Origin of the sequence: Variovorax sp. J22P240, assembly GCF_030316855.1 — a bacterium.
GTDB lineage: Bacteria > Pseudomonadota > Gammaproteobacteria > Burkholderiales > Burkholderiaceae_C > Variovorax.
In genome coordinates, this window is record NZ_JASZYR010000003.1 from 230304 (window position 1) to 255017 (window position 24714).

At 67.2% G+C, this 24714-nt stretch carries 20 protein-coding genes; 3 read left to right on the forward strand and 17 right to left on the reverse strand.

Features of this window, described 5'->3' with window-relative positions; genetic code table 11:
• Positions 1-38: 38 nt before the first annotated feature.
• The gene (locus QTI24_RS11030; protein WP_286600388.1) at positions 39-419 is read left to right on the forward strand and encodes a winged helix-turn-helix transcriptional regulator; all 381 of its coding nucleotides are present in this window, start codon (positions 39-41) and stop codon (positions 417-419) included.
• Here the strand turns inward: QTI24_RS11030 and QTI24_RS11035 are convergent.
• The 4 genes from QTI24_RS11035 to QTI24_RS11050 form a co-directional block, all read right to left on the reverse strand.
• On the reverse strand, positions 416-841 hold the full coding sequence (locus tag QTI24_RS11035; RefSeq protein WP_286600389.1) for an Lrp/AsnC family transcriptional regulator: 426 nt from the start codon (positions 839-841) through the stop codon (positions 416-418). The two genes, QTI24_RS11030 and QTI24_RS11035, sit on opposite strands and share 4 nt — an antisense overlap.
• Positions 842-878: 37 nt before the next feature.
• Positions 879-5237 (reverse strand): DEAD/DEAH box helicase, encoded by a 4359-nt coding sequence (locus QTI24_RS11040; RefSeq protein ID WP_286600391.1) that lies wholly within the window; start codon positions 5235-5237, stop codon positions 879-881.
• A gap of 63 nt (positions 5238-5300) precedes the next feature.
• Positions 5301-6293 (reverse strand): acrylyl-CoA reductase (NADPH), encoded by a 993-nt coding sequence (acuI, locus tag QTI24_RS11045; RefSeq protein WP_286600392.1) that lies wholly within the window; start codon positions 6291-6293, stop codon positions 5301-5303.
• A gap of 27 nt (positions 6294-6320) precedes the next feature.
• Complete coding sequence (locus QTI24_RS11050; protein WP_286600393.1) at positions 6321-6785, reverse strand: ferritin-like domain-containing protein; 465 nt, start codon at positions 6783-6785, stop codon at positions 6321-6323.
• 174 nt (positions 6786-6959) lie between these two features.
• Here QTI24_RS11050 and QTI24_RS11055 point away from each other — a divergent pair, with 174 nt between their 5' ends.
• Positions 6960-8762, forward strand: a complete 1803-nt coding sequence (locus QTI24_RS11055) for an NAD(P)/FAD-dependent oxidoreductase (protein ID WP_286600394.1) — start codon at positions 6960-6962, stop codon at positions 8760-8762.
• 1 nt (position 8763) lies between these two features.
• Here the strand turns inward: QTI24_RS11055 and QTI24_RS11060 are convergent, their stop codons facing one another.
• The 10 genes from QTI24_RS11060 to QTI24_RS11105 form a co-directional block, all read right to left on the reverse strand.
• On the reverse strand, positions 8764-9438 hold the full coding sequence (locus QTI24_RS11060; protein ID WP_286600396.1) for a nucleotidyltransferase family protein: 675 nt from the start codon (positions 9436-9438) through the stop codon (positions 8764-8766).
• A 1-nt stretch (position 9439) separates the two neighbouring features.
• The gene (locus tag QTI24_RS11065; RefSeq protein ID WP_286600397.1) at positions 9440-10315 is read right to left on the reverse strand and encodes an XdhC family protein; all 876 of its coding nucleotides are present in this window, start codon (positions 10313-10315) and stop codon (positions 9440-9442) included.
• Positions 10316-10367: 52 nt separating this feature from the next.
• A complete protein-coding gene (locus QTI24_RS11070) occupies positions 10368-11534 on the reverse strand; it encodes a vWA domain-containing protein (RefSeq protein WP_286600398.1) in 1167 nt (388 codons plus the stop codon).
• Positions 11531-12436, reverse strand: a complete 906-nt coding sequence (locus tag QTI24_RS11075) for an AAA family ATPase (RefSeq protein ID WP_286600399.1) — start codon at positions 12434-12436, stop codon at positions 11531-11533. Before QTI24_RS11075 ends, QTI24_RS11070 begins: the two co-directional genes overlap by 4 nt.
• 8 nt (positions 12437-12444) lie before the next feature.
• Complete coding sequence (locus tag QTI24_RS11080; RefSeq protein ID WP_286600400.1) at positions 12445-13056, reverse strand: SRPBCC family protein; 612 nt, start codon at positions 13054-13056, stop codon at positions 12445-12447.
• A gap of 12 nt (positions 13057-13068) precedes the next feature.
• Positions 13069-15483, reverse strand: coding sequence for an aerobic carbon-monoxide dehydrogenase large subunit (locus tag QTI24_RS11085; protein ID WP_286600401.1), 2415 nt, complete (start codon positions 15481-15483; stop codon positions 13069-13071).
• Positions 15480-15971: a (2Fe-2S)-binding protein gene (locus QTI24_RS11090; protein WP_286600403.1), complete on the reverse strand. Its 492-nt coding sequence runs from the start codon at positions 15969-15971 to the stop codon at positions 15480-15482. The genes QTI24_RS11085 and QTI24_RS11090 overlap by 4 nt, the downstream gene beginning before the upstream one ends.
• 30 nt (positions 15972-16001) lie before the next feature.
• Entirely contained in the window at positions 16002-16865 is an 864-nt protein-coding gene (locus QTI24_RS11095) for an FAD binding domain-containing protein (protein ID WP_286600406.1), read from the reverse strand.
• 181 nt (positions 16866-17046) lie between these two features.
• Positions 17047-17793, reverse strand: a complete 747-nt coding sequence (locus QTI24_RS11100) for a PAS domain-containing transcriptional regulator (RefSeq protein WP_286600407.1) — start codon at positions 17791-17793, stop codon at positions 17047-17049.
• 94 nt (positions 17794-17887) lie between these two features.
• Positions 17888-18535 (reverse strand): TetR/AcrR family transcriptional regulator, encoded by a 648-nt coding sequence (locus QTI24_RS11105; protein WP_286600408.1) that lies wholly within the window; start codon positions 18533-18535, stop codon positions 17888-17890.
• 144 nt (positions 18536-18679) lie between these two features.
• On the opposite strand from QTI24_RS11105, the gene QTI24_RS11110 reads away from it, so the two are divergent.
• Positions 18680-19105 carry a VOC family protein gene (locus QTI24_RS11110; RefSeq protein WP_286600409.1) on the forward strand — a complete coding sequence of 142 codons (426 nt, stop codon included), beginning with the start codon at positions 18680-18682 and terminating at the stop codon, positions 19103-19105.
• A gap of 14 nt (positions 19106-19119) precedes the next feature.
• Here the strand turns inward: QTI24_RS11110 and QTI24_RS11115 are convergent, their stop codons facing one another.
• From QTI24_RS11115 to QTI24_RS11125, 3 genes are read right to left on the reverse strand one after another with little or no spacing between them, the layout of a single operon-like run.
• Entirely contained in the window at positions 19120-19860 is a 741-nt protein-coding gene (locus QTI24_RS11115; RefSeq protein ID WP_286600410.1) for a M48 family metallopeptidase, read from the reverse strand.
• Positions 19857-23153, reverse strand: a complete 3297-nt coding sequence (locus QTI24_RS11120) for a type I restriction endonuclease subunit R (RefSeq protein WP_286600411.1) — start codon at positions 23151-23153, stop codon at positions 19857-19859. The genes QTI24_RS11115 and QTI24_RS11120 overlap by 4 nt, the downstream gene beginning before the upstream one ends.
• Positions 23154-23198: 45 nt before the next feature.
• Positions 23199-24713: a type I restriction-modification system subunit M gene (locus tag QTI24_RS11125; RefSeq protein WP_286600412.1), complete on the reverse strand. Its 1515-nt coding sequence runs from the start codon at positions 24711-24713 to the stop codon at positions 23199-23201.
• Between the last annotated feature and the right edge of the window lies 1 nt (position 24714).

Here is a 24714-nt window from a genome sequence, read left to right on the forward strand (position 1 = left end):
GCGACCATACCGCGCACCTGCTGGCAACGATGTCCAAGATGAAAACGGCCGACGCCCCACCGGTCGATGTGTTCAGCGCCACGTGCCCGTCGCGCGCTGCGCTGGAGCTCGTCGCCAACAAGTGGGCCCTGCTGATCGTGCCTGCGCTTCACGACGGGCCCATGCGCAACAACGAACTCCTGCGCCGCATCGGCGGCATCTCGCAGAAGATGCTCACTCAGACGCTGCGCGACCTGGAACGCAACGGTCTCGTGCTGCGCACGGACCACCACTGCGTACCGCCGCATGTGGAATACGCGCTGAGCGACACCGGCCGGCCATTGAGCGAGGCCTTCGACGCGGTCGGTCGCTGGGCCGAGGCGCATCACCGGGATCTGGCGGATGCGCGCAAGGCCTTCGATGTGACGCATCGTGGCTAGCGGTAGGTCGCGAGGTGGATGCTGGTCTCCGTGTTGCGAATGCCCTTCAGCAGCCGGATGCGCTCCAGCACATGCGACAGCTCCGTCATCGAGCTGGCACGCAGTTCGGCCAGCAGGTCCCAGCGGCCGTTGGTGTCGAACAGCGCAGCCACGCCGGGTTCGCCCAGGAGGCTGGCGATGACCATGCGGGTCTGGTTGCCTTCGACCAGGATGCCCATCCAGGCGCGGATCTCGTCCGTCCGCTCCTCGGGTCGGAGTTGCACCGCGTAGCCGACGATCACGCCGCCGTCCTCCAGCTTGCGCAGGCGGTTGGTCACCGTGCCGCGCGAGACGCCGAGCTTGTGTGCCAGCGTCGCAGCGGGAAGGCGGGCGTCCTGGCGCAACAATGCGATCAGTCGATGGTCGAGTTCGTCGAGGTCCATGCCGACACTGTCGGTCAGTCCCGGCGTTTTGCCAATCTCACCCTGCGGCGGCGGCCAGTTCCAGGAAGCGCAGCGATGGTTCCGAGGACAGCGCGCGGGTCACGGCCTTCGTCTCCTCAGGGCTGAGCGCCACCAGCATCTCCACCTGCCCGGCCACGCTGGTCGCCAGCGGAATGCCATCGCGGTAGACCACGCGCGAGCCCGCGACACGGGCGACCTTGGGGCCCGGCACGACCGTGCCGAGGAGGTTGGCCGGATCGGTGGCGGCGAGGCAGACCAGGCCCTCGTCTGGCCCCTGGCGCCGCGCCTGCCGCATGAGGCCGATGGCTTCGGGCAGGGCGAACTGCTCGCCCGCCACGCCGGCGATGAAGCGGCCGCCGCGGATTTCTCCACGCGCTTCGAGCCGGCGGTAGGCGCGCGCGAGGTCGCGCCACGGCGGCAACCACGTCGGCTCGCGCTCCACGATGCGCCAGCACACCACGCCGTAGCGGCGCAGCAGGATGCGCGCGACCTGCTCGACGGCGTCCGGGGCGATGGCAGGCGCCGGGCCCGCAACGGCCGGCACACGCTGCCGGACCAGCAACCAGCGGCCGGCATCCTCGATTCCGAAGAGGGCGCTGCGCCGACGCCGGCGTGCGTGCGTCGATGAACGCTTCGATGGCGGAATCAGCAATGCGCGCAGTCCCGCGTAGCTGTCGCAATGCGCTCGGCCGCGTATGACGAGCTCGCTCAGCGCGTCTTCGAGTTCGGTGCCCAGCAGGTGCGTGCCCTGGACGATCTCGTCGAAGAAGGAGGCGCCATGCTCTGCGAGGAAGGTGGCGACACGCTGCGCACGCGAGCCCAAACCGGCGTCATCCGCGGGCGGGGGTACGAGGCCTGTCCAGAGGGAAGCGGTGCGGCGCGGCAAGAGAAGCACCGGTGTCGTGCGCAGCGACGTGCCGCTGCCCGCACGGGCATCGCTGGCGGCGGGGCGCAAGCGCGTCCACAAGGTGCGGCCGGCCGTGCACAGGTCGTCGAGCCATGCCGGCGCGTAGTCCTTGACCCGCGACGGCAGCAACTCGGCCTCCCAGGTGCCGGCCGGCGCCTCGTAGCCTTCAAGCTGCGTCAAGATGCCGGCAAGGGCATCGGGCCCGCTGACCCGGCTGGCGCTGCCGACGTGCTGCCACTCGAACAGGAAGCGCACGAAATCGCGCGGCTCGACGGGTTCGATCTCGCGCCGCAGCCGCTTGAGGGTGTAGCGATGGATACGGGCGAGCAGATGGCGCTCGCACCATTCGGCGGATCCGGCGCCGGGCGTGAAGCGGCCCTGCAGCACGTAGCCTTCTGTCTGCAATGCCGACAGGGCGGCGTCGATGTCGATACGGGGCAGGCGCAACTGTGCCGCGAGGGTATCCGCCAACATCGGGCCCAGTCCGGTCAAACGCGAACGCAACAGTTCGCGCAGCGTGTCTTCGACGCTGCCCTCCAACTGCGCGTATTCCGCAGGCGGCTCGATGACCGGCTGCATCGCCGCGCAAGGATAGAGCGCGGCGATCTGCGCCAGGCGCTCGGCCGCCACCCACAGGCCCTCGCTGCGTGCGTCGTCCGTTGCTGGCGCCAGCCTTGTCGCGCGACCAGCCTGCGCGAGCGCCTCGAGCCATGGCAGCCATTCCGCGTTGCCTGTTGCCTCCGCATCGGTGACGACGCCGAGCCCGTTCAGCGCCTCGTGCATCTCGTCGGGGTTGCGCGCACGCGGCCACGCCTCCTGTCTCACGCTCTCGATCGCGTCGGTGTCCAGCTGCCCGAGATCGTCCGCGCTTTCCGGATCGATATAGCGCCGGTTTTGCACGGCCTGCGTGCGGCGTTCTTCCAGCGGCGCATCGTCGAGGAAAGCGTAGGGCCGCGCGTTCAGTGCTTCCGCCGCGAGCGGGGATGGGGCCGGCAGGTCGCGTGCCAACACGTCGACTTCGCCGGATTCCATGCGGCGCAGCAGCCGCAGCCACCCTTCGGCATCCATGGCTTCGTAGAGGCAATCGCGCAGCGTCTGCGCCACCAGCGGATGCTCCGGAATCTCGCGCTCGCCGGCGAGGTTCTCCGCGCAGGCGACCTGGTCGGGAAACACGCTGGCCAGCAAGTCCTCGGACTTCATGCGCTGCAGTTGCGGCGCCACCTTGCGTCCGCCCACGAAGCGCGGCAATGCCAGCGCGGTGGTCGCGTTCCAGCGCCAGCGCGCGCCGAAGAGCGGTGCGTCGAGCAGCGCCTGCACCAGCACGTCGAGCGCGGTCGCCGAATGCAGGTAGCGCGCCACCTCGTCCAGCGGAAAGCTGTGGCTCGTCGACAGCGACAGGACGATGGCGTCTTCGGTCGCCGCGGCCTGCAGCTCGAAGTTGAACTGGCGGCAGAAGCGTTTGCGCAGCGCCAGTCCCCACGCACGATTGAGGCGGCTGCCGTAGGGAGAATGGATCACCAGTTGCATCCCGCCGGATTCGTCGAAGAAACGCTCCATCACAATGCGCTGCTGCGTGGGCAGCGCGCCGAGCGCGCGCAGGGCGCGGGCAAGATGCTCTGTGATCTGGCGGGCCGCCTCGGCATCCATGCCGATGTCGCGCCCCAGCCAATCCACCGTCGCCTGGAGACCTTGAGCGGCCAGGCTTTCGGCGATCTCGTGGCGAAGGCGCGAGACACCCACGGAGAGTTCATCCGTCCGGCCCGGCGCCTCGCCCAGCCAGAACGGAATGTTGGGCGCAGCACCGTGCGCGTCCTCCACCCGCACGCGGCCGGGCTCGATCCGGAGGATGCGGTAGCTGGCGTTGCCGAGCTGGAAGACGTCGCCCGCGAGACTCTCGACCGCGAAGTCCTCGTTGACCGTGCCGATCTTGTGCGCCTGCGGTTCGAGCATCACCGTGTAGTCGCCGGTCTCGGGAATGGTGCCTCCGGAAGTCAACGCGGTCAGGCGCGCGCCCTTGCGCTCGCGCAGGCGGCGATGCACGGCATCGCGGTGCACGTAGCTCGCGCGCTGGCCCAGTCGGGTAGTGAAACCTTCGGCCAGCATGCAAACGACCGATGCGAACGTCTCGCGCGTCAACTGGGCATAGGGCCACGCACGCCGCACGAGCGCAAAGAGCGCGTCTTCGTCCCATTCGCGCGATGCGGTCTCGGCGACGATCTGCTGCGCCAGCACGTCGAGCGGCTCGGGCAGCACGTGCAGCGCGTCGAGCTCGCCGCGGCGCACGCAGTCGAGCAGGGCCGCGCACTCGACCAGTTCGTCGATCGACTGCGGGAACAGCCGCGCCTTCGGCACGCCGCCGACGGCGTGACCGGAGCGCCCCGCGCGCTGCAGGAAGGTCGCGATCGATCGGGGCGATCCCAGCTGGCACACCAGGTCCACATCGCCGATGTCCAGTCCCAGTTCCAGCGAGGCCGTGGCCACCATCACCTTGAGGTCGCCGCGTTTCAGGCGCTGCTCGGCCTCGAGGCGCGTCTCTTTGGCGAGGCTGCCGTGATGCGCGGCGACGACCTCCTTGCCCAGGATCTCGCCCAGGTGCCGCGCGGCGCGTTCCGCCATGCGCCGCGTGTTGACGAAAACCAGCGTCGTGCGATGCGCGTGCACCAGCCCGGCGACACGCGCATAGACCTGCTCCCACTGCTCGTTCGACATCACGGCGGCAAGCGACGTGGGCGGCAGCTCCAGTGCGAGGTCCCGCTGCCTGGCGTAGCCGATATCGACGATCTCACAATCGGCCACGCCATCGACGATCGCGCCGGCGCCGACGAGGAAGCGTGCAATCTCGTCGATCGGCTTCTGCGTGGCCGACACGCCGATGCGGATCAGCGGCTTCGCGCAGAGCGACTGCAGCCGTTCGAGCGACAGCGCGAGGTGGCTGCCGCGCTTGGTGGCGACGACCGCGTGGATTTCATCGACGATGACCGTGCGCACGGTCGAGAGCATCCGGCGGCCCGACTCGGAGCCCAGCAGCACATAGAGCGACTCGGGCGTGCTGACCAGGATGTGCGGCGGCTGGCGCAGGCTCTGCTGGCGCTCCCTGGCCGGCGTGTCGCCGGTGCGCACAGCGGTGCGGATATCGACGTCCGGCAGCTTGAGCCTGGCGAGTTCGCGGCGGATGCCCGCGAGTGGCGCCTTGAGGTTGAGCCCGATGTCGTTGGACAGTGCCTTCAACGGCGAGATGTAGAGCACCGTCGTCTCGTCGGGCAGGCCGCCCGGTTCGAGCCCTTGGCGCACCAGGCCGTCCAGCGCGGCCAGGAAGGCCGTCAGCGTCTTGCCCGATCCGGTGGGCGCCGCAATTAGTGTGTGGCGGCCAGCGGTAATCACCGGCCACGCGGCGGCTTGGGCCGCCGTGGGAGCCGGAAAGGTGGCGTTGAACCACTTGGAGACGGCGGGGTGGAAGTCTTGAAGCACGAGGAGAGGCAGTCTTGCTGCGCGGCGGGGCAAGGGAATGAAATCAGGCCGACCCTGCCGATGTCAAGGCGCGCGAGCCAGGTCCACCAGCACACGTCCGCGCACCTGCCCTGCGAGCAGTCTCGGTGCGAGTCCGGCGACCGCGCCGAGACCAATGGTCTCGGTGTTGGCGTCAAGCAGATCGCGCGGCAGCTCCATGGCGAGCAGCTGCCAAGCGGCGAGCCGCCGCGTCTGCGGTGCATGCACACTGTCGATGCCCGCCAGCGTGATCCCGCGCAGGATGAAAGGCGCCACGCTCGCCGGAAAATCCATCCCCTGCGCAAGGCCGCAGGCGGCGACGGTGCCGCCATATTTCAGGCTCGCGCAGACGTTGGCGAGCGTGTGGCTGCCCACGCTGTCCACCGCCGCGGCCCAGCGTTCCTTCTGCAGGGGTTTGCCGGGCTCACTCAGCGTGGCGCGGTCGATGATCTCTTTGGCGCCCAGGCGCTGCAGATGCGCGGCCTCCTGCGGCCGACCGGTCGATGCGTGCACCTCGAAACCGAGCTTCGCAAGCAGCGCGATGGCGATAGTGCCCACGCCGCCGTTCGCGCCGGTGACGAGCACAGGGCCCGTAGCCGCCGTCACGCCGTGGTTCTGCAGCGCCATCACGCACAGCATCGCGGTGTAGCCGGCAGTGCCGATCGCCATGGCCTGCCGGGCATCGAGCCCCCTGGGAATGGGCACCAGCCAGTCGGCCTTGACGCGGGCCTTGCGCGCCAGGCCGCCCCAGTGCGTTTCGCCAACGCCCCAGCCGTTGAGCACCACCGCATCGCCGGGCCTGAAGCGGGCATCGCTGCTCTCCAGCACGGTGCCAGCGAGATCGATGCCCGGCACCATCGGGAACTTGCGCACCACGGGCGACTTGCCGGTAATGGCAAGGGCGTCCTTGTAGTTGACGGTGGAGTAAGCAACGTCGATGAGCACCTCGCCCCCCGGCAGTTGGGCCTCATCGATCGAGGTGACGGCGGCCTGGGTGGTGCCGTCCTCGGCCTTGGTCAGCAGCAGGGCTTCGAACATTCCTGGGATTCCTTGGGTTTCGGTCTTTCAATCATTGCGCGCCGCGAAGGCACGCACCTCGCCGGGCTTGCGCAGCATCTTGTCGACATCGGCGGCGTGAAGCTCTTCGGCCTGGATCATCTGCCGGGCGAATTCCTCCAGCGCCACGGAGTGGCCTTCGACCAGCCGCAGCAGGTCGCGGTACAGGTCCAGCGCCTTGCCTTCGGTCGCCAGCGACTCCTGCAGGATCGCCGACATGTCGTGCTTGTGCGAATCGAGCAGCGCGCCGATGCCCAGCGACGGATAGGCGCCGAGCGTGGTGATCCATTCGCCGACCTGCTGCGCGTGCAGCAGCGATTCGTTGGCCTGGTCGCGCAGCCACGACACGATCGGGATGCGCGAGAAGCCGAAAACGAGAAAGGAGTAGTGCGTGTAGCGCACCACGCCCGCCAGCTCCGCTTCCAGCAGATGGTTGAGGACGTCGACCACCTGGGTCTTGTCGAACTGGGACATGGAAGGCACCTCCGCAAGCGAAGTCGGCGCCACCAGCGGCGCCTCGCAAAGACTCGCACGATCCCCGCGCCGGCGCAAGCGGCGAAGGGCGTTTGACGCGCGCGAACGATGGGCGTACGGTTGCCGCCCGGCCCGCCCCGAGTGCACGAGACCGGGAACCAAGGAGACAAAGAGATGACGGATCTGTCCACTCATCCGACGCAGATCGCCAGCGCCTGGCTGGCCGATTTCACGTCCGCGCTGGAACGGCAGGACATCGATTCGGCGGTCGCGCTGTTCGAGCCCGACTGCTACTGGCGCGACCTGGTCGCCTTCACCTGGAACATCCGGACACAGGAAGGCCCCGAGGCCATCCGCAAGATGCTGGAAGCACGGCTGGCGGACACGAAGCCGAGCGCGTTCGCGGTCGAAGGCGAAGCGACCGAGGCCGATGGCGTGGTGGATGCGTGGTTCACCTTCGAGACGGCCGTCGCACGCGGACGGGGCCACCTGCGGCTGCGCAAGGGCAAGGCCTGGACGCTGCTCACGACGATGACCGAACTGAAGGGCTTCGAGGAGCGCAAGGGCGATCGGCGCATCAAGGGCGCCGAGCACGGCGCGAACCCCGAGCGCAAGACCTGGCTGGAAAAGCGCGACGAGGAAGCGAAGACGCTCGGCTTCACCGAGCAGCCCTACGTCGTGATCGTCGGCGGCGGGCAGGGCGGCATCGCGCTTGGCGCGCGGCTGCGTAAGCTCGGCGTTCCGACCATCATCGTCGAGAAGAACGCGCGGCCCGGCGACTCCTGGCGCAATCGCTACAAGAGCCTGTGCCTCCACGACCCGGTCTGGTACGACCATCTGCCCTACCTGCCCTTTCCCGAGGACTGGCCCGTGTTCTCGCCCAAGGACAAGATCGGCGACTGGCTGGAGATGTACACCAAGGTGATGGAGCTCAACTACTGGAGCTCCACCACCGCGAAGAAGGCACGCTACGACGAGGCGAAGAAGGAATGGGAAGTCACCGTCGAGCGCGACGGCAAGGAGATCACGCTGCGGCCGAAGCAGCTCGTCTTCGCGCTCGGCGTCTCGGGCTACCCCAACGTGCCGAAGATCCCCGGCGCCGAGACCTTCAAGGGCGAGCAGCACCACTCCAGCGCGCACCCCGGGCCGGAGGCCTGGCGCGGCAAGAAGTGCGTGGTGCTGGGCTCCAACAACTCGGCGCACGACATCTGCGCGGCTCTGTGGGAGAACGGCGCCGACGTGACGATGATCCAGCGCAGCTCGACGCACATCGCGCCCTCGGATTCGCTCATGGAGCTGGCGCTGGGCGGTCTGTATTCGGAATCAGCGGTCAAGGCCGGCGTGACGACGGACAAGGCGGACCTGATCTTCGCCTCGGTGCCCTACAAGATCATGGCGCCGATGCAGGTGCCGGTGTACGACGAGATGAAGAAGCGCGACGCCGACCTGTACGCGCGGCTCGAGAAGGCCGGCTTCCTGCTGGACTTCGGCGTCGACGGCTCGGGCCTCTTCATGAAGTACCTGCGGCGCGGCTCAGGCTACTACATCGACGTGGGCGCGTCGGAGCTGGTGGCCAACGGCAGCATCAAGCTGCGCAGCGGCGTAACCATCGAGCACATCAACCCACACTCGGTGACGCTCAGCGATGGCAGCGAGCTCCCGGCCGACCTGATCGTCTACGCCACGGGCTATGGCTCGATGAACGGCTGGCTGGCCGACCTGATCTCGCCGGAGCTGGCCGACAAGGTCGGCAAGGTCTGGGGACTGGGCTCCGACACGCCCAAGGACCCGGGGCCGTGGGAAGGCGAGCTGCGCAACATGTGGAAGCCCTCGCAGGTGCCGCAGCTGTGGTTCCATGGCGGCAACCTGCACCAGTCACGCCATTACTCGCAGTTCCTGTCGCTGCAGTTGAAGGCGCGCATGGAGGGCCTCGCGACGCCGGTGTACGAGCTGGCGCCGACCTACCACCGACGCTGAATCAAGCGGCGGCGAGTGCGGCGGGCCAGCGCAGTTCGTGGCCCGTGCGCTCGGTGAACGCCTGGAGATCCTCGGGCGTGTCGATGTCGACCCGGTAGCGCCTGTTGTCGGTGTCGAACCAGCGCACGCGCTCCGGATGGGCCTCGCGCCAGCGGCGGCAGGCCGCGTTCGCATCGCCGGCCAGCCATTCGTCGCGCAGGGCGGATTCGAAGATCACCGGATTGCCCGGCTCGCCGGCCACGCGCGGCACGACCATCGAGGCGTCGCCGCGCTTCTTGAAGGCGCCGATCAGCGCGGTGATGTCCTGCCCGTTGATCATCGGCTGGTCGGCCAGCGCGACGATCACGGCGTCGAGCTTCGGCGACAGCGCCTGGAGGCCGATGCGAACGGACGAGACCTGCCCGTCGTCCGGCGACGGATTGCGCGCCAGCGTGACGGGGAAGTCGCGCACGGCCGCCTCGATCGCATCGGCATGGTGGCCGAGCACGACGACCACCTCGTCGACGCCCGCGCCCGAGAGCGCGATCAACTGCCGCCGGATGAGCGGCACGCCACCGAGCTCGAGCAGCGACTTCGGCCGGCCGCCAAGCCGGCTGCCGGAGCCGGCCGCGAGCAGCACCGCGCCGATCACCATGCGTGCGTAGAGGCCACCGCCGCCTTTGAGGATGCAGCCCATGTCAGTGCCCGCAGCAGGAAGATTTCGTCGCGGCCGGAATCGACGTCAGTTCCGCCGCCGCCTGGGCGGCAGGCGGCGCGCGCTCTGCGCCACGCCGGTGCGACACGACCGCGGCCAGCACCGACAGGGCGATTTCCTCCGGCGTGGTTGCAGGCATCGGATAACCCGCGGGCGCGACGATCGCCCCCACCGCGTCGGCATCCGCGCCCGACGCGATCAGCGATTCCTTCAACACCTGCGCCTTGCGCGCACTGGCGACGAAGGACACCTGCCTTGCATCGAGCGCGAGCGCCAGTCGCAGTGCCTGTACGTCGCGACGGCCCTGCGTCGCGACGACCACCCACGCGCCCGGGGCGATCTGCGGGGTGACCGAGGCCACGTCATCGCTCGCAATGACACGCTGTGCGTCCGGATAGTCTGCCGCCTGCGCCTCATGCGCCACCAGCGTGACCGCGAAGCCCACGCGCGGCGCGAGCTGGCTCAGGCTCGTCGCGACCGGCGACGCGCCGATCACCACCAGTTGCGCCTGAGGCAGCACCGGGTCCACGAACAGCTCCAGCGTGCCGCCCGAATGGCAGGCCATGCCGAATTCCAGCACGTCGCCGAGGTCCTTCTCCTGTCCATCGGCGGTGGGCGCGATGCGGATCAGCCGCGCATGCCCATCGGCCAGCGCCTCCCGCACCGTGCGGACCACGGCGGGCTGCGCGCAGCCGCCGCCGATCCAGCCGTGGAAGTCGCCGTCGGCCGTGACGATGGCCTTGTCGCCCGGGTGCGCCGATGCCGGCGCGAGCGCCTTGATCACGCTGACCAGCGCATAGGGCTTGCCGGCCCGTTGTAGACGCTGGGCGGCATCAAAGACCGTGTCGGCGTTGTTCATGGCGACTCCTTGGCGAGCGGGAAAGGGTTGGATCACATAGTGGCGGCGACGTTCAGCGCAGGTGCTGCGCGAGTTCAGCCAAGTCGCTCAGGCTGTTGAGGCGTGCAAAGCCTTCGAGCAGGCCACCGTGTTCGACGACGCCCTGCATCGCCTGCGAGGCCGGTGGCCGTTCGGACGGATGGAACCACCGGATGCGCGCACCGCGTCGGCGCACGTGCGCCAGCTCTTCGGCCAGGCGCTGCGGCTCGTCGGCGTCGAAGCCATCCGACAGCACCCACACGCGCGCATTGCGCGTGAGTTGCGCGCGGGCATGCACCACGTGGAAGTCGGCGAGGCTCGTCGCGATGCGGGTGCCGCCGCCGAAGCCGGCGGTGACGGCGTTGACCTTCTCCTGCACCGCCGCCGAGTCGCTGCGCAGCAACGGCGTGACTTCGGCGAGCCGCGTGTGAAAGACGAACACGCGCGCATTCATCGCCGCCACGAAAGCGCGGGCGATGCGCAGGAAGAGTTGCGCGTGGGTCTCCATCGACCGGCTCACATCGACGAGGATGAAGAGGCGAGGCCATTCGCGCCGTGGCGCGCGCCACACGGGATGCACGGGCAAACCGCCGGTGCGCAGGCTGGCGCGCAGGGTTCGGCGCACGTCGAGGCGGCGGCCCTGCGCGCTGTCGTGCCAGCGGCGCGTGAGACGCTTGCGCAGCCGCTGCGCGATCTGCTCGGCCAGACGTTCGAGCTGCCCTAGGTCTTGGGGCAGCCATTCCGACAACGCGCGGTCGTGCAGGGCGTCGGCGCGGCTCGCGCCGCCCTGCGCGCGCGGCAGGCCGCCATCGTCCGGCTGTGGGGTCGGTGCCTGCAGGGCAGTGTCCGACGACGTCGAACGCGTCGACGGCTGTGCGCCGTCGAGACTGTCATGCAGGCTCTTCACCAGTTGCCGCAGGCTGCGGCTCGGGCGCGTCTCGCCGCTCGTCCGCGTCTTGCCTTTCGTGCGCCCGGGATGCCAGTAGCGCTCGAAGAGTTCGGGCCAGCGCTTCCAGTCGCGTGCGTCGTGGCAGGCGATGGAACGCCAGGCCGCGTCGAGTCGGGACGCGCGCTCGATCGGCACGCGCAGCGCGGCGCTCACCATCGCCTGCTGCTCCGCCACGCCGACTTTCAGGCCGTGGTCGCGCAACAGGGCCGCGAAGCCGGCGATGCTGTCGAGCGGACGCGCGATGGTGTTCATGTGGGCTGCGGCGTCTTCTCGGCCACGCCGACGGTGCGCCGCCCCTCGATGAGCTGGCGGACGCGGTCTTCTCCGAACTGGAAGCGGTCCTCGCGCGTCTTGAGCAGGCAGGCCAGCGTGCCGGCGAGCGCGTGCGGATCGCCGGGCATGGACTTGAAGTCGAGCCGGTGCAGCGCGCGCACCCAGTCCAGCGTCTCGGCCACGCCGGGCGTCTTGGCGAGGTCTTCGCGGCGCAGGCGCTGCACGAAGGCCACCGCCTGTTCGACCAGCGCGCCCTCCGCCTGCGGCAGCGTGGCGCGCACGATCGCGATCTCGCGCGCGAGCGTCGGGTATTCCAGGTAGTGGTAGAGGCATCGACGGCGCAACGCATCTGACAGTTCGCGTGTGCCGTTGCTGGTCAGCACGACCTGCGGCACGTGCTTCGCGTGCACGGTGCCGAGTTCCGGCACGGTGATCTGGTAGTCCGCCAGCACTTCGAGCAGGAAGGCCTCGAAGGCCTCGTCGGCGCGGTCGATCTCGTCGATCAGCAGCACGCAGGGCGCGTCGCTCGAAATGGCCTGCAGCAAGGGGCGTTCGAGCAGGTAGTCGCGCGAGAAGAGGTCGGCCTCCTTCATGCCCTGCGGCTGCGTCTCGTGCAGGCGGATCGCGAGCAGCTGGCGGCCGTAGTTCCACTCGTAGGCCGCCTGGGACAGGTCCAGCCCCTCGTGACATTGCAGCCGCACGAGTGCCTGGCCGCGCGCGTGCGCGAGCGCGGCGGCCAGCGAGGTCTTGCCGACGCCGGCATCGCCTTCCACCAGCAGCGGGCGCTGCAGCTCGGCAGCAAGCCACAGTGTGGTGGCAAGGCTTTCGTCGGCGATGTAGCCGGCGCGGTGCAGCGATTCGCGCAGCTCGGCTTCGGTCATGGCGCGTTTCAGGTGCGCTTGCCGAGCAGGCCCGCGAACCAGCCCTTGACGAGGCTCCACATCATGGCCAGTGCGTTGATTTCCCGGGCCTGCGCCACGGGCGGCACGGATGTCGGCACTGCCACCTGGCTCGCCACATCGTCTGCGGATGCGTAGGTGACGGACGGTGCCGCCGCGGCGGCACGGAAGTTGTCGACGAATTGCCCGAGCAGCATGTCGGACACCGGCACCATCAGGCGGCTGCCGAACTGCGCGAACTTGCCGCTGACCGCGACCACCGCCTGACCGGCCAGCACCGACGTCGATGGCGAATCGCCGGGTTCGATGGTCGCCGTCAGGTCCATCGACGCCGACGAGCCGCCGCGGTCGGCGCCCTTGCCGAGCAGTTGCAGCTTCATGGCGGCCTCGTCGAGCGCGAGCACCTCGATGTCGCCGGCAAAGGCCGCGTTCGCGGGGCCGACCTTGACCTTGACGTTGCCCTTGTAATGCGTGTCGTCGATCTGCTCGGTGATGGCCGCACCGGGCATGAAGCCGGCCACGGTCTTCACATCGCGCAGCAACTGCCACGCGCGCGCGGCATCCACTTCCAGCGGATAGCGTTTGTCGACCTTGACTTCCATCGTTGCCCTCGCTCAGAGCGCGACACCGCTCTGCTTCAACTGCTGCCACACGCGGTAAGCGCTGTGCGGCATCACCATGTGCTTCACGCCCAGGTGCGCGAAGGCATCGACCACGGCCGAGGTGAAGGTCGGTATGGAGCCGACGTGCGGCGACTCGGCCACGCCCTTGGCCCCGATCGGATGGTGCGGCGACGGCGTCACGGTGTGGTCGGTTTCCCACTTGGGCGTCTCGACCGCCGTAGGCAGGAAATAGTCCATCAGCGTATTGCCGAGCAGATTGCCCTGCGCATCGAAAGGCATCTGCTGGCCCATCGCCACCGCATAGCCTTCGGTCAGGCCGCCGTGGATCTGGCCTTCGATGATCATCGGGTTGATGCGCGTGCCGCAATCGTCGAGCGCGTAGAAGCGGCGCACCTTGGTCTCGCCGGTGCCTCGGTCGATGTCGACCACGCACAGGTAGATGCCGAAGGGGAAGGTGAAGTTGGGCGGGTCGTAGTAGTGCACCGCCTCCAGGCCGGGTTCGAGCCCCGGTGGCGCCTGATGGTAGGCGGCCCAGCAGATGTCCTTCATGGACTTGAACCTGCTGTCGTCGCCCTTGACCTTGAAGCGGTCGATTTCCCAGTCGAGGTCGTTCTCGCCCACTTCGAGCAGGTGCGCGGCGATCTTGCGTGCCTTGGCGTGGATCTTCCGTGCGGCGAGCGCAATGGCGGCGCCGGCCACCGGCGTCGAGCGCGAACCATAGGTGCCCAGGCCGTAGGGCGCAGTGGAGGTGTCGCCTTCTTCGACCTGGATCACCTCGGAAGGGATGCCGAGTTCGGTCGCGATGATCTGCGCATAGGTCGTCTGGTGCCCCTGACCCTGCGTGATGGTGCCCATGCGCGCGATGGCGCTGCCGGTGGGATGCACCCGAATCTCGCAGCTGTCGAACATGCCGACGCCGAGGATGTCGCACATCTTGCTCGGCCCCGCTCCGACGACTTCGGTGAAGGCGACCAGGCCGATGCCCATCAAGGTCGGGCTGTCCGGATCGGCACGCCTGGTGGCCTGCTCGGCGCGCAGGCCTTTGTAGTCGCAGGCGTCGAGCACCTTCTGCAATGCGGTGTGATAGTCGCCCGAGTCGTACTCGAAGCCGAAGGCGGAGGTGTACGGGAACTGCTCCTTGCGGATGAAGTTCTTCGCCCGGATCTCGGCCTTGTCCATGCCCAGCTTCTGCGCCAGGATGTCGACCATGCGCTCGATCAGGTAGACCGCCTCGGTCACGCGGAACGAGCAGCGGTACGCCACGCCGCCCGGCGCCTTGTTGGTGTAGACGCCCTTCACGCTGCACCACGCCGCGGGAATGTCGTACGAGCCCGAGCAGATGTGGAACAGGCCGGCCGGGTACTTGGTCGGGTCGGCGCAGGCGTCGAAGGCGCCGTGGTCTGCGATGACGTTCACGCGCAGGCCGAGGATCCTGCCATCCGCCGTGGCGGCGAGTTCGCCATCCATGTGGTAGTCGCGGGCGAAGGCCGTGCTGGAGATGTTCTCGATGCGGTCCTCGATCCACTTGACAGGCTTGCCCAGCACGATGCTCGCAACGATCGCGCACACGTAGCCGGGGTATACGCCGACCTTGTTGCCGAAACCGCCGCCGATGTCGGGCGAGACGATGCGGATCTTGGACTCCGGCAAGCCCGACAGCAACGAGACCACCGTGCGCACGACGTGCGGCGCCTGCGAGGTCATGTAGGTGGTCAGCTCGCCGCGGACCGGATCGAAGCTCGCGACGCAGCCGCAGGTTTCGAGCGGGCAGGGATGCACGCGTGGATAGAAGATGCGCTCGGCCACCGTCACCGGCGCATTCGCGAAGGCCGCGTCGGCAGCCGCCTTGTCGCCGGCCTCCCAGGTGAAGATGTGGTTGGAATGCTCGCGCTTGCCGTGTACGCCTTCGGTCTTGCCGGCGAGGTCTTCGCGGAGCACGGGCGCCCCCGGTTCGAGTGCGGCAAAGGGATCGATGACGACCGGCAGTTCTTCGTACTCGACCAACACCGCCTCGACGCCATCGGCGGCGGCATAGCGGTCCTCGGCGATGACGACCGCGACCTCCTGCATCTGGAAATGCACCTTCTCGTCGGCCAGCACCGCCTGCACGTCGCCCGCGAGGGTCGGCATCCAGTGCAGCTTGAGCGGCTTGAGGTCGTCCGCAGTGAGCACCGCGATCACGCCGGGCACCTTCAGCGCCTCGGTCTTGTCGATCTTCTTCACGCGCGCATGGGCGACGGGCGAACGCACGATGTCCATGTGCAGCATGCCCGGCATCTGGATGTCGTCGACGTAGTTGCCCTTGCCCTGGATGAAGCGCGCATCCTCCTTGCGCAGGCGGCTGTCGCCGAGGCCTTGCAGCGCGGCGCTGCGTTCGAGCAACGCGGGGTCGATGGGGGCGTTCATGCAGGCACCTTCTCGGTCTGTTGCAGCTTGGCGGCCGCGTGCAGCACCGCCTTGACGATGTTCTGGTAGCCCGTGCATCGACACAGGTTGCCGCTCATGCCTGCGCGCACCTCGTCGTCTGTCGGGTTCGGGTTCTCCTGCAGGAAGCGGTAGGCGCGCATCAGCATGCCCGGCGTGCAGAAGCCGCACTGCAGCCCGTGTTCCTTGTAGAAGCCTTCCTGCACCGCGTGCAGCACCGCGCCCTGCGCGAGGCCTTCGACCGTCAGCACTTCGGAGCCGTCGCACTGCACCGCGAGGTGGGTGCAGCCCTTGACCGACTGTCCGTCGATGTCGACGGTGCAGGCGCCGCAGTGGCTGGTCTCGCAGCCGATGTGCGCGCCGGTGAGGTGGCATTCCTCGCGCAGGAAGTGCACGAGGAGCATGCGCGGCTCGACCGCTTTCTCGATGCGCCTGCCGTTGACGTTGACGGCGATGAGTTGCTTGGCCATGGGGTGTGGTCTCCGTGCGCTCGTTGTTCTTCACTGGCAGCGTACGGCAGCCTTGGCGATGGCGCGCTTCACCATCTGGCCCGCCATCGCGGTCTTGTAGTCGCGGTCGCCGCGCAGATCTTCGGCAGGGTCGCAGATCGCCATCGCCTTCGCGGCGGCATCGGCGATGGTCGCGTCGGTCAGAGCCTTGCCGAGCAGGGTGGCCTCGGCGTCGGATGCGCGCAAGGCCATCGGCGCGACGTTGGTCAGCGCGATGCGGATGTGGCTCACGTTGCCGCCGTCCAGGCGCAACACCACGGCCGCGGCGGCGGTGGCCCAGTCGCCAGTCTTGCGCTTGAGCTTCTCGTAGGCGTAGCCGGTCTTCGGCGCGAAGGCCGGCACGCGGATCTCGACGAGGATCTCGTCCTCGGCCATGTCCGTCATGTAGGGGCCCTTGAAGAAGCCATCCGCCTTCACCTGGCGGCTTCCGCGCGGGCCTTCGAGCACCAGCACGGCATCGAGCGCGATGGCGAGCGCCGGGTGGTCGTTGCCCGGATCGCCGTGCGCAATGTCGCCGCCGATGGTGCCGCGATTGCGCACCTGCGGGTCGCCGATCTGCCGCGCGGCCTCGGGCAACAGCGGCACCTTCTCGCGCAGCAAGGGGGAATGGATGAGTTCGTTCTCGACGGTCATTGCGCCGATGACGATGGTGGCGCCGTCCTCGCGGATCCCGCGCAGCGCGTCGATGCGGTTCAGGTCGATGAGATGCGTCGGCTGGGCGAAGCGCAGCTTCATCATCGGCAACAGGCTGTGACCACCGGCGAGGAGCTTGGCATCACTGCCGAGCGTGCCGAGGAGTTGGATCGCGTCGCCGACCGAGCGGGGCGCGTGATAGTCGAATCCGGCGGGGATCATCGTGCTTGTCTCCTGTGTGCAGCAGGCCACCGGGGCTCTCCGGCCCGCGTACAGGCAGTGAACTTAAGACCACACGAACGGCCGCAGAATTCCCGCGCACGAACGACGGAGCGCACGCACGAAATGCGCAGCCAGTCGCATGAAATGCACGCCGGCGGATCGAGCTGCGGGTTATCCCGGATCAGCCGCGCAGCGCGTCGATTTCGGCGATGCCGAGCTGCTCCAGGAGGCGCGGCACGCTGGTGCGCGCGACCGGCAGGGGCGTGGCTTCGCCGCGCAGCTTGAGGCTGACCTTGCCGTTGTCACGCAGGATCTGTTCGGCGAAGTCGAGGTTCGCGAGGTAGCTCCGATGGATGCGCAGGAAGGACGCGCCGTCGAGCCTCTCCGCCAGGTCGCTGATGTTGAGATTGCAGAAGCTCGACCCCTGCGCGGTGCTGACCCAGGTGTAGTGGCCCTCGGAGCGTATGTAAGTCACCGCCTCTACATCGACGAGCACGATCCGGTTCTGCGACACCGTCGGGATCTTCTGCAGCTGCCGCTTGGCCTGCGGCTTCTGCACCGCGGGCTCCTCGCCGCTCACGAGTTCGGTGATGTCGTAGAAGATCAGCGTATAGCTCGCCGTGTCGCCGCGCAGGTCCGACAGCTTCGCCACCTTGATCAGCAGCACCCGTTCCGGGATGTTGATGATCATCGTCATCGGCGGTGGATTGCTGACCGGGCATTCGGCCTGGTCGAGCAGGAACTTCACCTTGGGCTGAGAGCGCTCGGGATGAAAGGACAGCACCATCTTCTCGAAGGGCTGCTTGTCCTCCACCGGCAGCACGCGGCGCGCGAAGCTGTTCATGGCCACGACTCGCAGGTCGGGGTCGAGCTGGACCACGCCGACATCCGAGCGCTCGAGCAGATACAGGGGGCTGCGGCTTTGCATGCGTGTCTCCGTGTCCGGCCGTGGAGTCCGGAAAGCTATTGAAGCACTGTTGCGCGGTGTTGCGCAGGGGGCCGGCCCTAGCCCGGTTGGGGGTCTACAGGCCCTTCTCCACCATATCCAGCAACCGCTGCCCCAGTGCATCGGTCTGCTCACGCGGCATGCCGCGCAAGGGTCCGTCGATGACGAGCAGGGCCAGTCCATGCACGGCCGACCAGGCGAGGAACTCCGCGCCGGGGCGGCGTTCGGGCGGCATCACGCCGGCATCGACCAGTCGGTCCAGCGCCGCGCCCAGCAGCTCGAAAGGGTTCAGGCCGCTCTGGCCGCTCTTGGTCTCGGCAAGTGCGTCCCCCACATCCACCGCTGTTGCGAAGGCCGTGCGGAACAGGCCCGTCTCGGCCTGGGCAAAACGCAGGTAGCCGGTGCCGACGGCGCGCACGCTCGCACGTGCGAAGTCCGCCGGCTTGCGCGTGGAGCGCAAGGCGGACAACTCGGCTTCCATGGCAAGGGCCACCGCGGACAGGGCCGCCGCACGCACAGCCTGCAGCAGGGCCTGCCGGCTCGCGAAGTGCCGGTAAGCCGCATTGGGAACCACGCCCGCACGACGCGTCGCCTCGCGCAGCACGACTGCATCCGGACCGCCGGCGCGCGCGAGCTCGACACCCGCCTCCAGCAATGCGCGCCGCAGGTCGCCATGGCGGTAGGTGCTGCGTGGAAGAGGGCTGGGCGCGATCGGGGTGGGCATCGAGTCTTTCATGTGGACAGCGTCCATTATCTTTGCTATTGTCTTGTGGACGTTGTACACAACGTGACACATTTCCCCCATCGGGCATGCCGCCGCAAAGCTGATCCACTCACATTTCCTCTCACCACCTGCAAGGAGAACATCATGGAAGTCCAGTCTTATCTCTTTTTCGACGGCCGCTGCGAGGAGGCGCTCGAGTTCTATCGCAAGGCCGTGGGCGCCGAGGTCACGATGCTGATGCGCTTCAAGGAGAACCCCGAGCCCGCGGCCGGCGAGGGATGCGCCTCCGATGGCACGCCGATCCCCGGTGACAAGGTGATGCACGCGAGCTTCACCGTGGGCGGCACGACCCTGATGGCCTCCGATGGTCGCAACTCCGGCAAGCCCGTGTTCCAAGGCTTCTCCCTCTCGGTGCTGGCGGAAGACGAAACCGAGGCCCAGCGCCTGTTCGCCGCGCTGGGCGAGGGCGGGCAGGTGCAGATGCCGATGAGCAAGACCTTTTTCTCGCCGGCCTTCGGCATGGTGGCGGACCGCTTCGGCGTGTCGTGGATGGTGCTGGTCAAGAGCTGAGCGGCTTCGCGCTCTCACGTTCTCAGGATCTGCTCGGCCAGCGCGTCGAGCCGCTCCTTCACCGCGCGCCAGCCGGGCATCTTGACTTCGAGCAGGCGATGGAAACGCGGCCCGTGGTTGTGCTCCTTCAGGTGGCACAGCTCGTGGACGATCACGTAATCGATGCATTCGCGTGGTGCCTTCACGAGATGCGGGTTCAGCGTCAGGCGGCCGGTGGGCGAGCAACTTCCCCACTGTCGCTTCATCGGCTGAAGCCGGAGCGGCGGTGGCGTGCGCACCCATTTCAGCGACGCAGCCAAGGACGCCATGCGCGCAGCCAGCACCTCGCGCGCGCGCGTGGCGTACCACGCGTCCAGCGCCGAGCGAATCAGCGCCGGTTCACCCTGCGCCGTCCTGACCGCGATATAGCCGCCACGCATTCGCGCAGTCACGGGGCCTTCTGCATCGATGACGACCTTGAGCTGGTAGCGCCGCCCAAGGTAGAGCAACGATTCGCCGCTCACATGCTCCCTCGGAAGCACCTGGGCCATGCGCTGGCGGCTATCGGCGATGTGGCGGCTGATCCATGCGGCGCGCCGCCGTACCGCGGCGAGGATCGCCGCGTCCGTCGCTTGCGCGGGAGCATCCACCAGGATTCCACCCTCGGGCTCCACATGGATCGCAATCCGCTGCGCCGTGCGCCCGGCATGAGCGCGGACTCGGAAACGAATCAGTTCGTCGCCGTAGCGGAAGCTGCGCAGCGTCGAGTCACTCATGCCCGGCGGCTCAGGCCAACGCGCGTGATCTGGAGCACATGGCCGATCACCTCGCTCGCCTTGTCCAGTCCCAACGTGCCGTAGAGACGGGTCAGCAAGTCCTTGCGGATGGCTGCCTCGATGCTTTGCGGATTCAGCGAGTGTTCCGCGACCGCATGCTGAACCACCTGGCAGATGTCGAGCGAGTGACCGACGTAACGGCTTTGCTCGGCCGCATCGAGCGCCACGAACGCTTCATCGCCCAACGCCAACAGGATCGCGCCGAAGTACGCCCGGGCTTGCGGATTGTGGGCCAGCGCATCCGGCATGCCCGGCGTCGCGCGCTGGTCCACGCGGTTCTCGAACTCGCGAAATAGCGCGTATTGCTTGCGCGGGTGATCGAACATCGCCTCGGCCTCCGCAATCGCGATCTTCAGCAGGTCGGAAAACACCTTCTGCGCATAAGGGTCGTCTGCCAGATCCTGCTCGATGGTCTTGCGCAGCCGCGTGCGTATCAGGTCCGCCTCGTTGCGCGTCTTTTCTTCAGACCACGCTTCGGCCGCCTCCGGCTGGGCAAGCTTGTGAACGACGTACCTGCCATCGGACTCGCGCACCTCCGTGCCGATCACCTGCGTGTCGACGAGCTTGCGGATCTGCTCTTCGTACTCGCTGTAGTCGACTGTTTCCATCGCATCACGCCGCGCCGTCTGCCGCACATCGCTCAAAGAGCGCAGATCCTGCTTGAAGCGTGCAATCAGCGCTTCGGAAAAAGCGCGATCCTCGAAGAAGCTCCGCGATGACAACGCAGTTTGCAGGCACTGGCCAAAGGCCGTCACCGCCAACGAGAAGTCATCGCGAAGCTTCTGCCGCTCGTCGTACTCGCCGCCCGCGCCGTCGCTCGCGAAGCGCGGGCTCAACGCCTGCCGCAGTTGCTCCGGGTCGTTGCGATTCGCCACGCCCCTGAAGAAAGACCACATCGCTTCGTGCAGCGCCCGCAATCGCTTGTATTCCGTGCCGACCTGCGCATACAGGCCCGCCAGATCGGCCACGTCAAAACCGCCATGCGTTCGCGTCTCCAGGTCCTGATAGGCGCGGATCGCCGTGTCCAGTTCCTTGAGGATGCCGCGGTAGTCGACCAGCAGGCCATGGCGCTTCGCATCGTGCAGCCGGTTGACCCGCGCCACCGCCTGGATCAGGTTGTGGCTCTTGAGCGGCTTGTCGATGTAGAGCACCGCATTGCGTGGCTCATCGAAACCCGTGAGAAGGCGGTCGACCACGATGAGCAGATCGGGCTCACCGTCGGAACTGAAATCCTGCAGCACCTGCTTTTCGTAAGCCGTGGCGTCGAGGCCGGCGGCGAGCACGTTCTGCTTCCACCACTTCTGCACTTCCGGCAGGCTGTCTTCGTCGACCTCGGTGTTGCCCTCCCGCGTGTCCGGTGGCGACATCACCACTGCGCTGGTGATCAACCCCGTTGCGTCGAGCGCCTTCTTGTAGCGGATCGCATCGCGCTTGCTGGCCGTCGCGAGCTGCCCCTTCAAACCGGGCGCTATCTTCTTGATGTTCTCGCTGAAATGCAGAGCAATGTCCCACGCGATCAGTTCGATCCGGTTGGTCGCGCCGTGGATGGCGCCACGGCGCGCGTACTTTTTCTTCAGGTCGGCACGCTGCGCATCGGCGAGCCCCGCCGTGATCTTGTCGAACCAGCGATCCACCGCCTGCGCATCGATCGTGAGCTCTGGCACGCGCTCCTCGTAGAGCAACGGAGCGACCGTGTGGTCGTCCACCGCGCGCCGCATGGTGTACGCATGCACGATCGGGCCGAACCTGTTCGCCGTCTTCTCATCCTTCAGCAATGGCGTGCCCGTGAAAGCAACATAGGCGGCATTCGGCAGCGCCTTCTTCATCCGCTCGTGCGTCTCGCCGCCGTGGCTGCGGTGGCCTTCGTCGACCAGCACGATCACATTCGGAGAATCGTTGCGGCACTCCGGCAGTCGCGAGGCCGTGTTGAACTTCTGCACCAACGCGAAGGTGATCCGCTCGGTGCCTTGCCCGATGCGCTTTGCCAAGTCCCGGCCCGTGACGGCCTTGCTGCGCTCGCCTTCTTTCTGCGTCGCGATCGAAGAGCCGAAAGCGCCGCTCGTGATGAAGTTGCGCGCCAGTTGCCGCTCCAGATCCAGCCGGTCGGTCACCACCACCACACGGCATTCCTTCAGCCCATCGCTCAGCAGGAGCGCCTTGGTCAGAAACACCATCGTGAAGCTCTTGCCCGAGCCCGTGGTGTGCCAGATCACACCGCCTTCGCGCGAGCCATCGGGCCGCAACGGCCCGAGGCGCTTCAGCAGCGCACGCACGCCGAAGAACTGCTGATGGCGCGCGACGATCTTCCCCACCTTGCGGTCGAACAACACGAAGCCGCGCAACAGTTCGAGGAACCGCGACGGCGTAAGCAGACTCACCAGCAGGCGGTCCTGCCCATTCGGCAGCACCGGCAGCGACCACAGCGGCTCGAACCATTCACGCAAGACGGCGGGCTTGCCTTCAAAGAGGGCGGCGTGCATCTCGGCCGAGAGCCGTTGGTTCTTGAGCGCATGCATGTGTGCGTCGTCGAACTCTTCTTCCTTGTTCCAGTGCGCCCAGAACTTGGCGGGCGTTCGGGTGGTCCCATAACGGCCTTCGGTCTGGCTGATGGAAAGCAACAACTGCGCATATGCGAAGAGGTGCGGCACCTCGTCATCGCGCTGATTGCGCAGGTGCTGCCTGATGCCCTCGCGCACCATGGCATCGCTCTGGCCGCTCCTGCGATGCGGGCCGTTGGGCTGCTTCGCTTCAATCACGACCAGCGGAATGCCGTTGACGTAGCAGACGATGTCCGGCGATCGATGGTGCGTCCCTTGGCTGGAGAGCACACGGAGTTCTTCCGTCACGTCGAAGCGGTTGGCGGAAGGGTCATCCCAGTCGATGACCGTGATCGTCGGCTGATGCTTCTTGCCGTCCGGCATGAACTCCGTGACGGTGATGCCGAGGGCGAGCTTGGCGTTGAGACGCTCGTTGGCGGCAAGCAGGCCATCGCCCAGGCGCAGCGATGTGAGCTCGCGCAAGATCTGGTCGATGGCGCTGGGAGACAGCGGATACCGCGTGCCCTTGTAGACGAATCGGCGGGTTTGCAGGAATTCGATGAGGCGGGGGCGCAGGAGGACGTCGCGCGTTCCACCTCGTTGCTCGTCGCACGACGCAGTACCCAAGTACCGCCAGCCCATGGTGCAGAGCAGGTGCAGCGCCGAGAGCACAGGCGAATGCGGCTGACTCTTCATCACCGGGCCGCTGCGAAGGAAGGTTCAAGGCTCTCGCCAGACAAGTCATTCATAGCCGAGCACTTTCAAGTACTCGGCCATCTCTTCTTCGACACGCGCCCATTCCTTTTTGATTTCCACCCGTTCCCGGTGCACCTCCGCGATGTCGATGTCTCGTGGTGCCGGAACGATGTCGACATAGCGACCGATATTCAGATTGAAGCCTTGCGCGGCGATGTCGGCGGGGCCTGCGAGCCTGGCGTACTTGTCAACAGAGCGGCGAGCTGCATACGTCGCCAGGATGCGCTCCAGATCGGCCTCACGCAGCAGGTTCTGGTTCTTGCCGGCCTGGAAGTTGCGACTGGCATCGACGAAGAGAACCTTGTCGTCCTCCTTGTTCTTGCGAAACACCAGGACGACCGCCGGAATGCCGGTACCGTAGAACAGCTTCTCTGGCACGCCGATGACGGCATCGAGCAAGTTCTCTTCAACGAGCTTCTGGCGCACTCGTCCTTCAGCAGCGCCTCGGAACAAGACGCCGTGCGGCACCACGACGGCCATGCGGCCCGTACCCGTCTTCATGGTCTCGACCATGTGCAGGATGAAAGCGAAGTCGCCCTTGGTGCGCGGCGGCACGCCACGGCGGAAGCGGTCCAACCTGTCGGTCTCGGCGCTTTCATGGCCCCACTTCTCCAGGCTGAATGGTGGATTGGCGACCACGACGTCGAAGCGGCGCAAGCTCGTTTCGCTCTCGAGCAGCTTGGGGTTGCGAATGGTGTCGCCACATTCGATCCGGTGGTTGTCCTCGCCGTGCAGGAACATGTTCATCTTGGCGAGCGCCCAGGTGCTGCCGATGGCCTCTTGCCCGTAGAGGGCGTAGCGGCGGGAGCCGGTGCGGTCGCGGATCAAGCGGCCGCACTTCAGCAAGAGCGAGCCCGAGCCGCAGGTGGGGTCGCAGATTTCCTCGCCTTCCTGCGGGTCCATGAGGCGGGCCATGAGCTCGGAGACTTCGGGCGGCGTGTAGAACTCGCCGGCCTTCTTGCCGCTGGAGGAGGCGAACTGCTTGATGAGGTATTCGTACGCGTTGCCGATGAGGTCGAGGGTGCCGACACGGGTGGGGCTCAGGTCGAGCTCGGGCTTGGCGAAGTCTTCGAGCAGGTGGCGCAGGATGTCGTTCTTCTGCTGCTCGTCGCCGAGCTTGTTGGCGTTGAAGCTGATGTCCTGGAAGACGTCGCGCAGCTTGGCGATGTTGGCGTCTTCGATGGCGTGCAGGGCCTTGTCGATTCGCTCGCCGTTGCCAGGCTCGAAGCGGGCGGCGTGCAGGGCGTAGAAGCTGGCATTCGGCGGGAGGACGAAGCGCTCGGTCTTCAGCAGTTCTTCGATGAGGCCGGGCTCGGCGTTGGCGTATTGCTTCTTGTAGTTGTCGTAGTGGTCCTGCCAGACGTCGGACACGTACTTGAGGAAGAGCATGGTGAGGACGTAGTCCTTGTAGATGCTCGAATCGACAGTGCCGCGAAAGGTGTCGCAGGCGGCCCAGACGGCGGCGTTGATGCTGTCCTGGCTGATGGTTGCTTGGTTCATG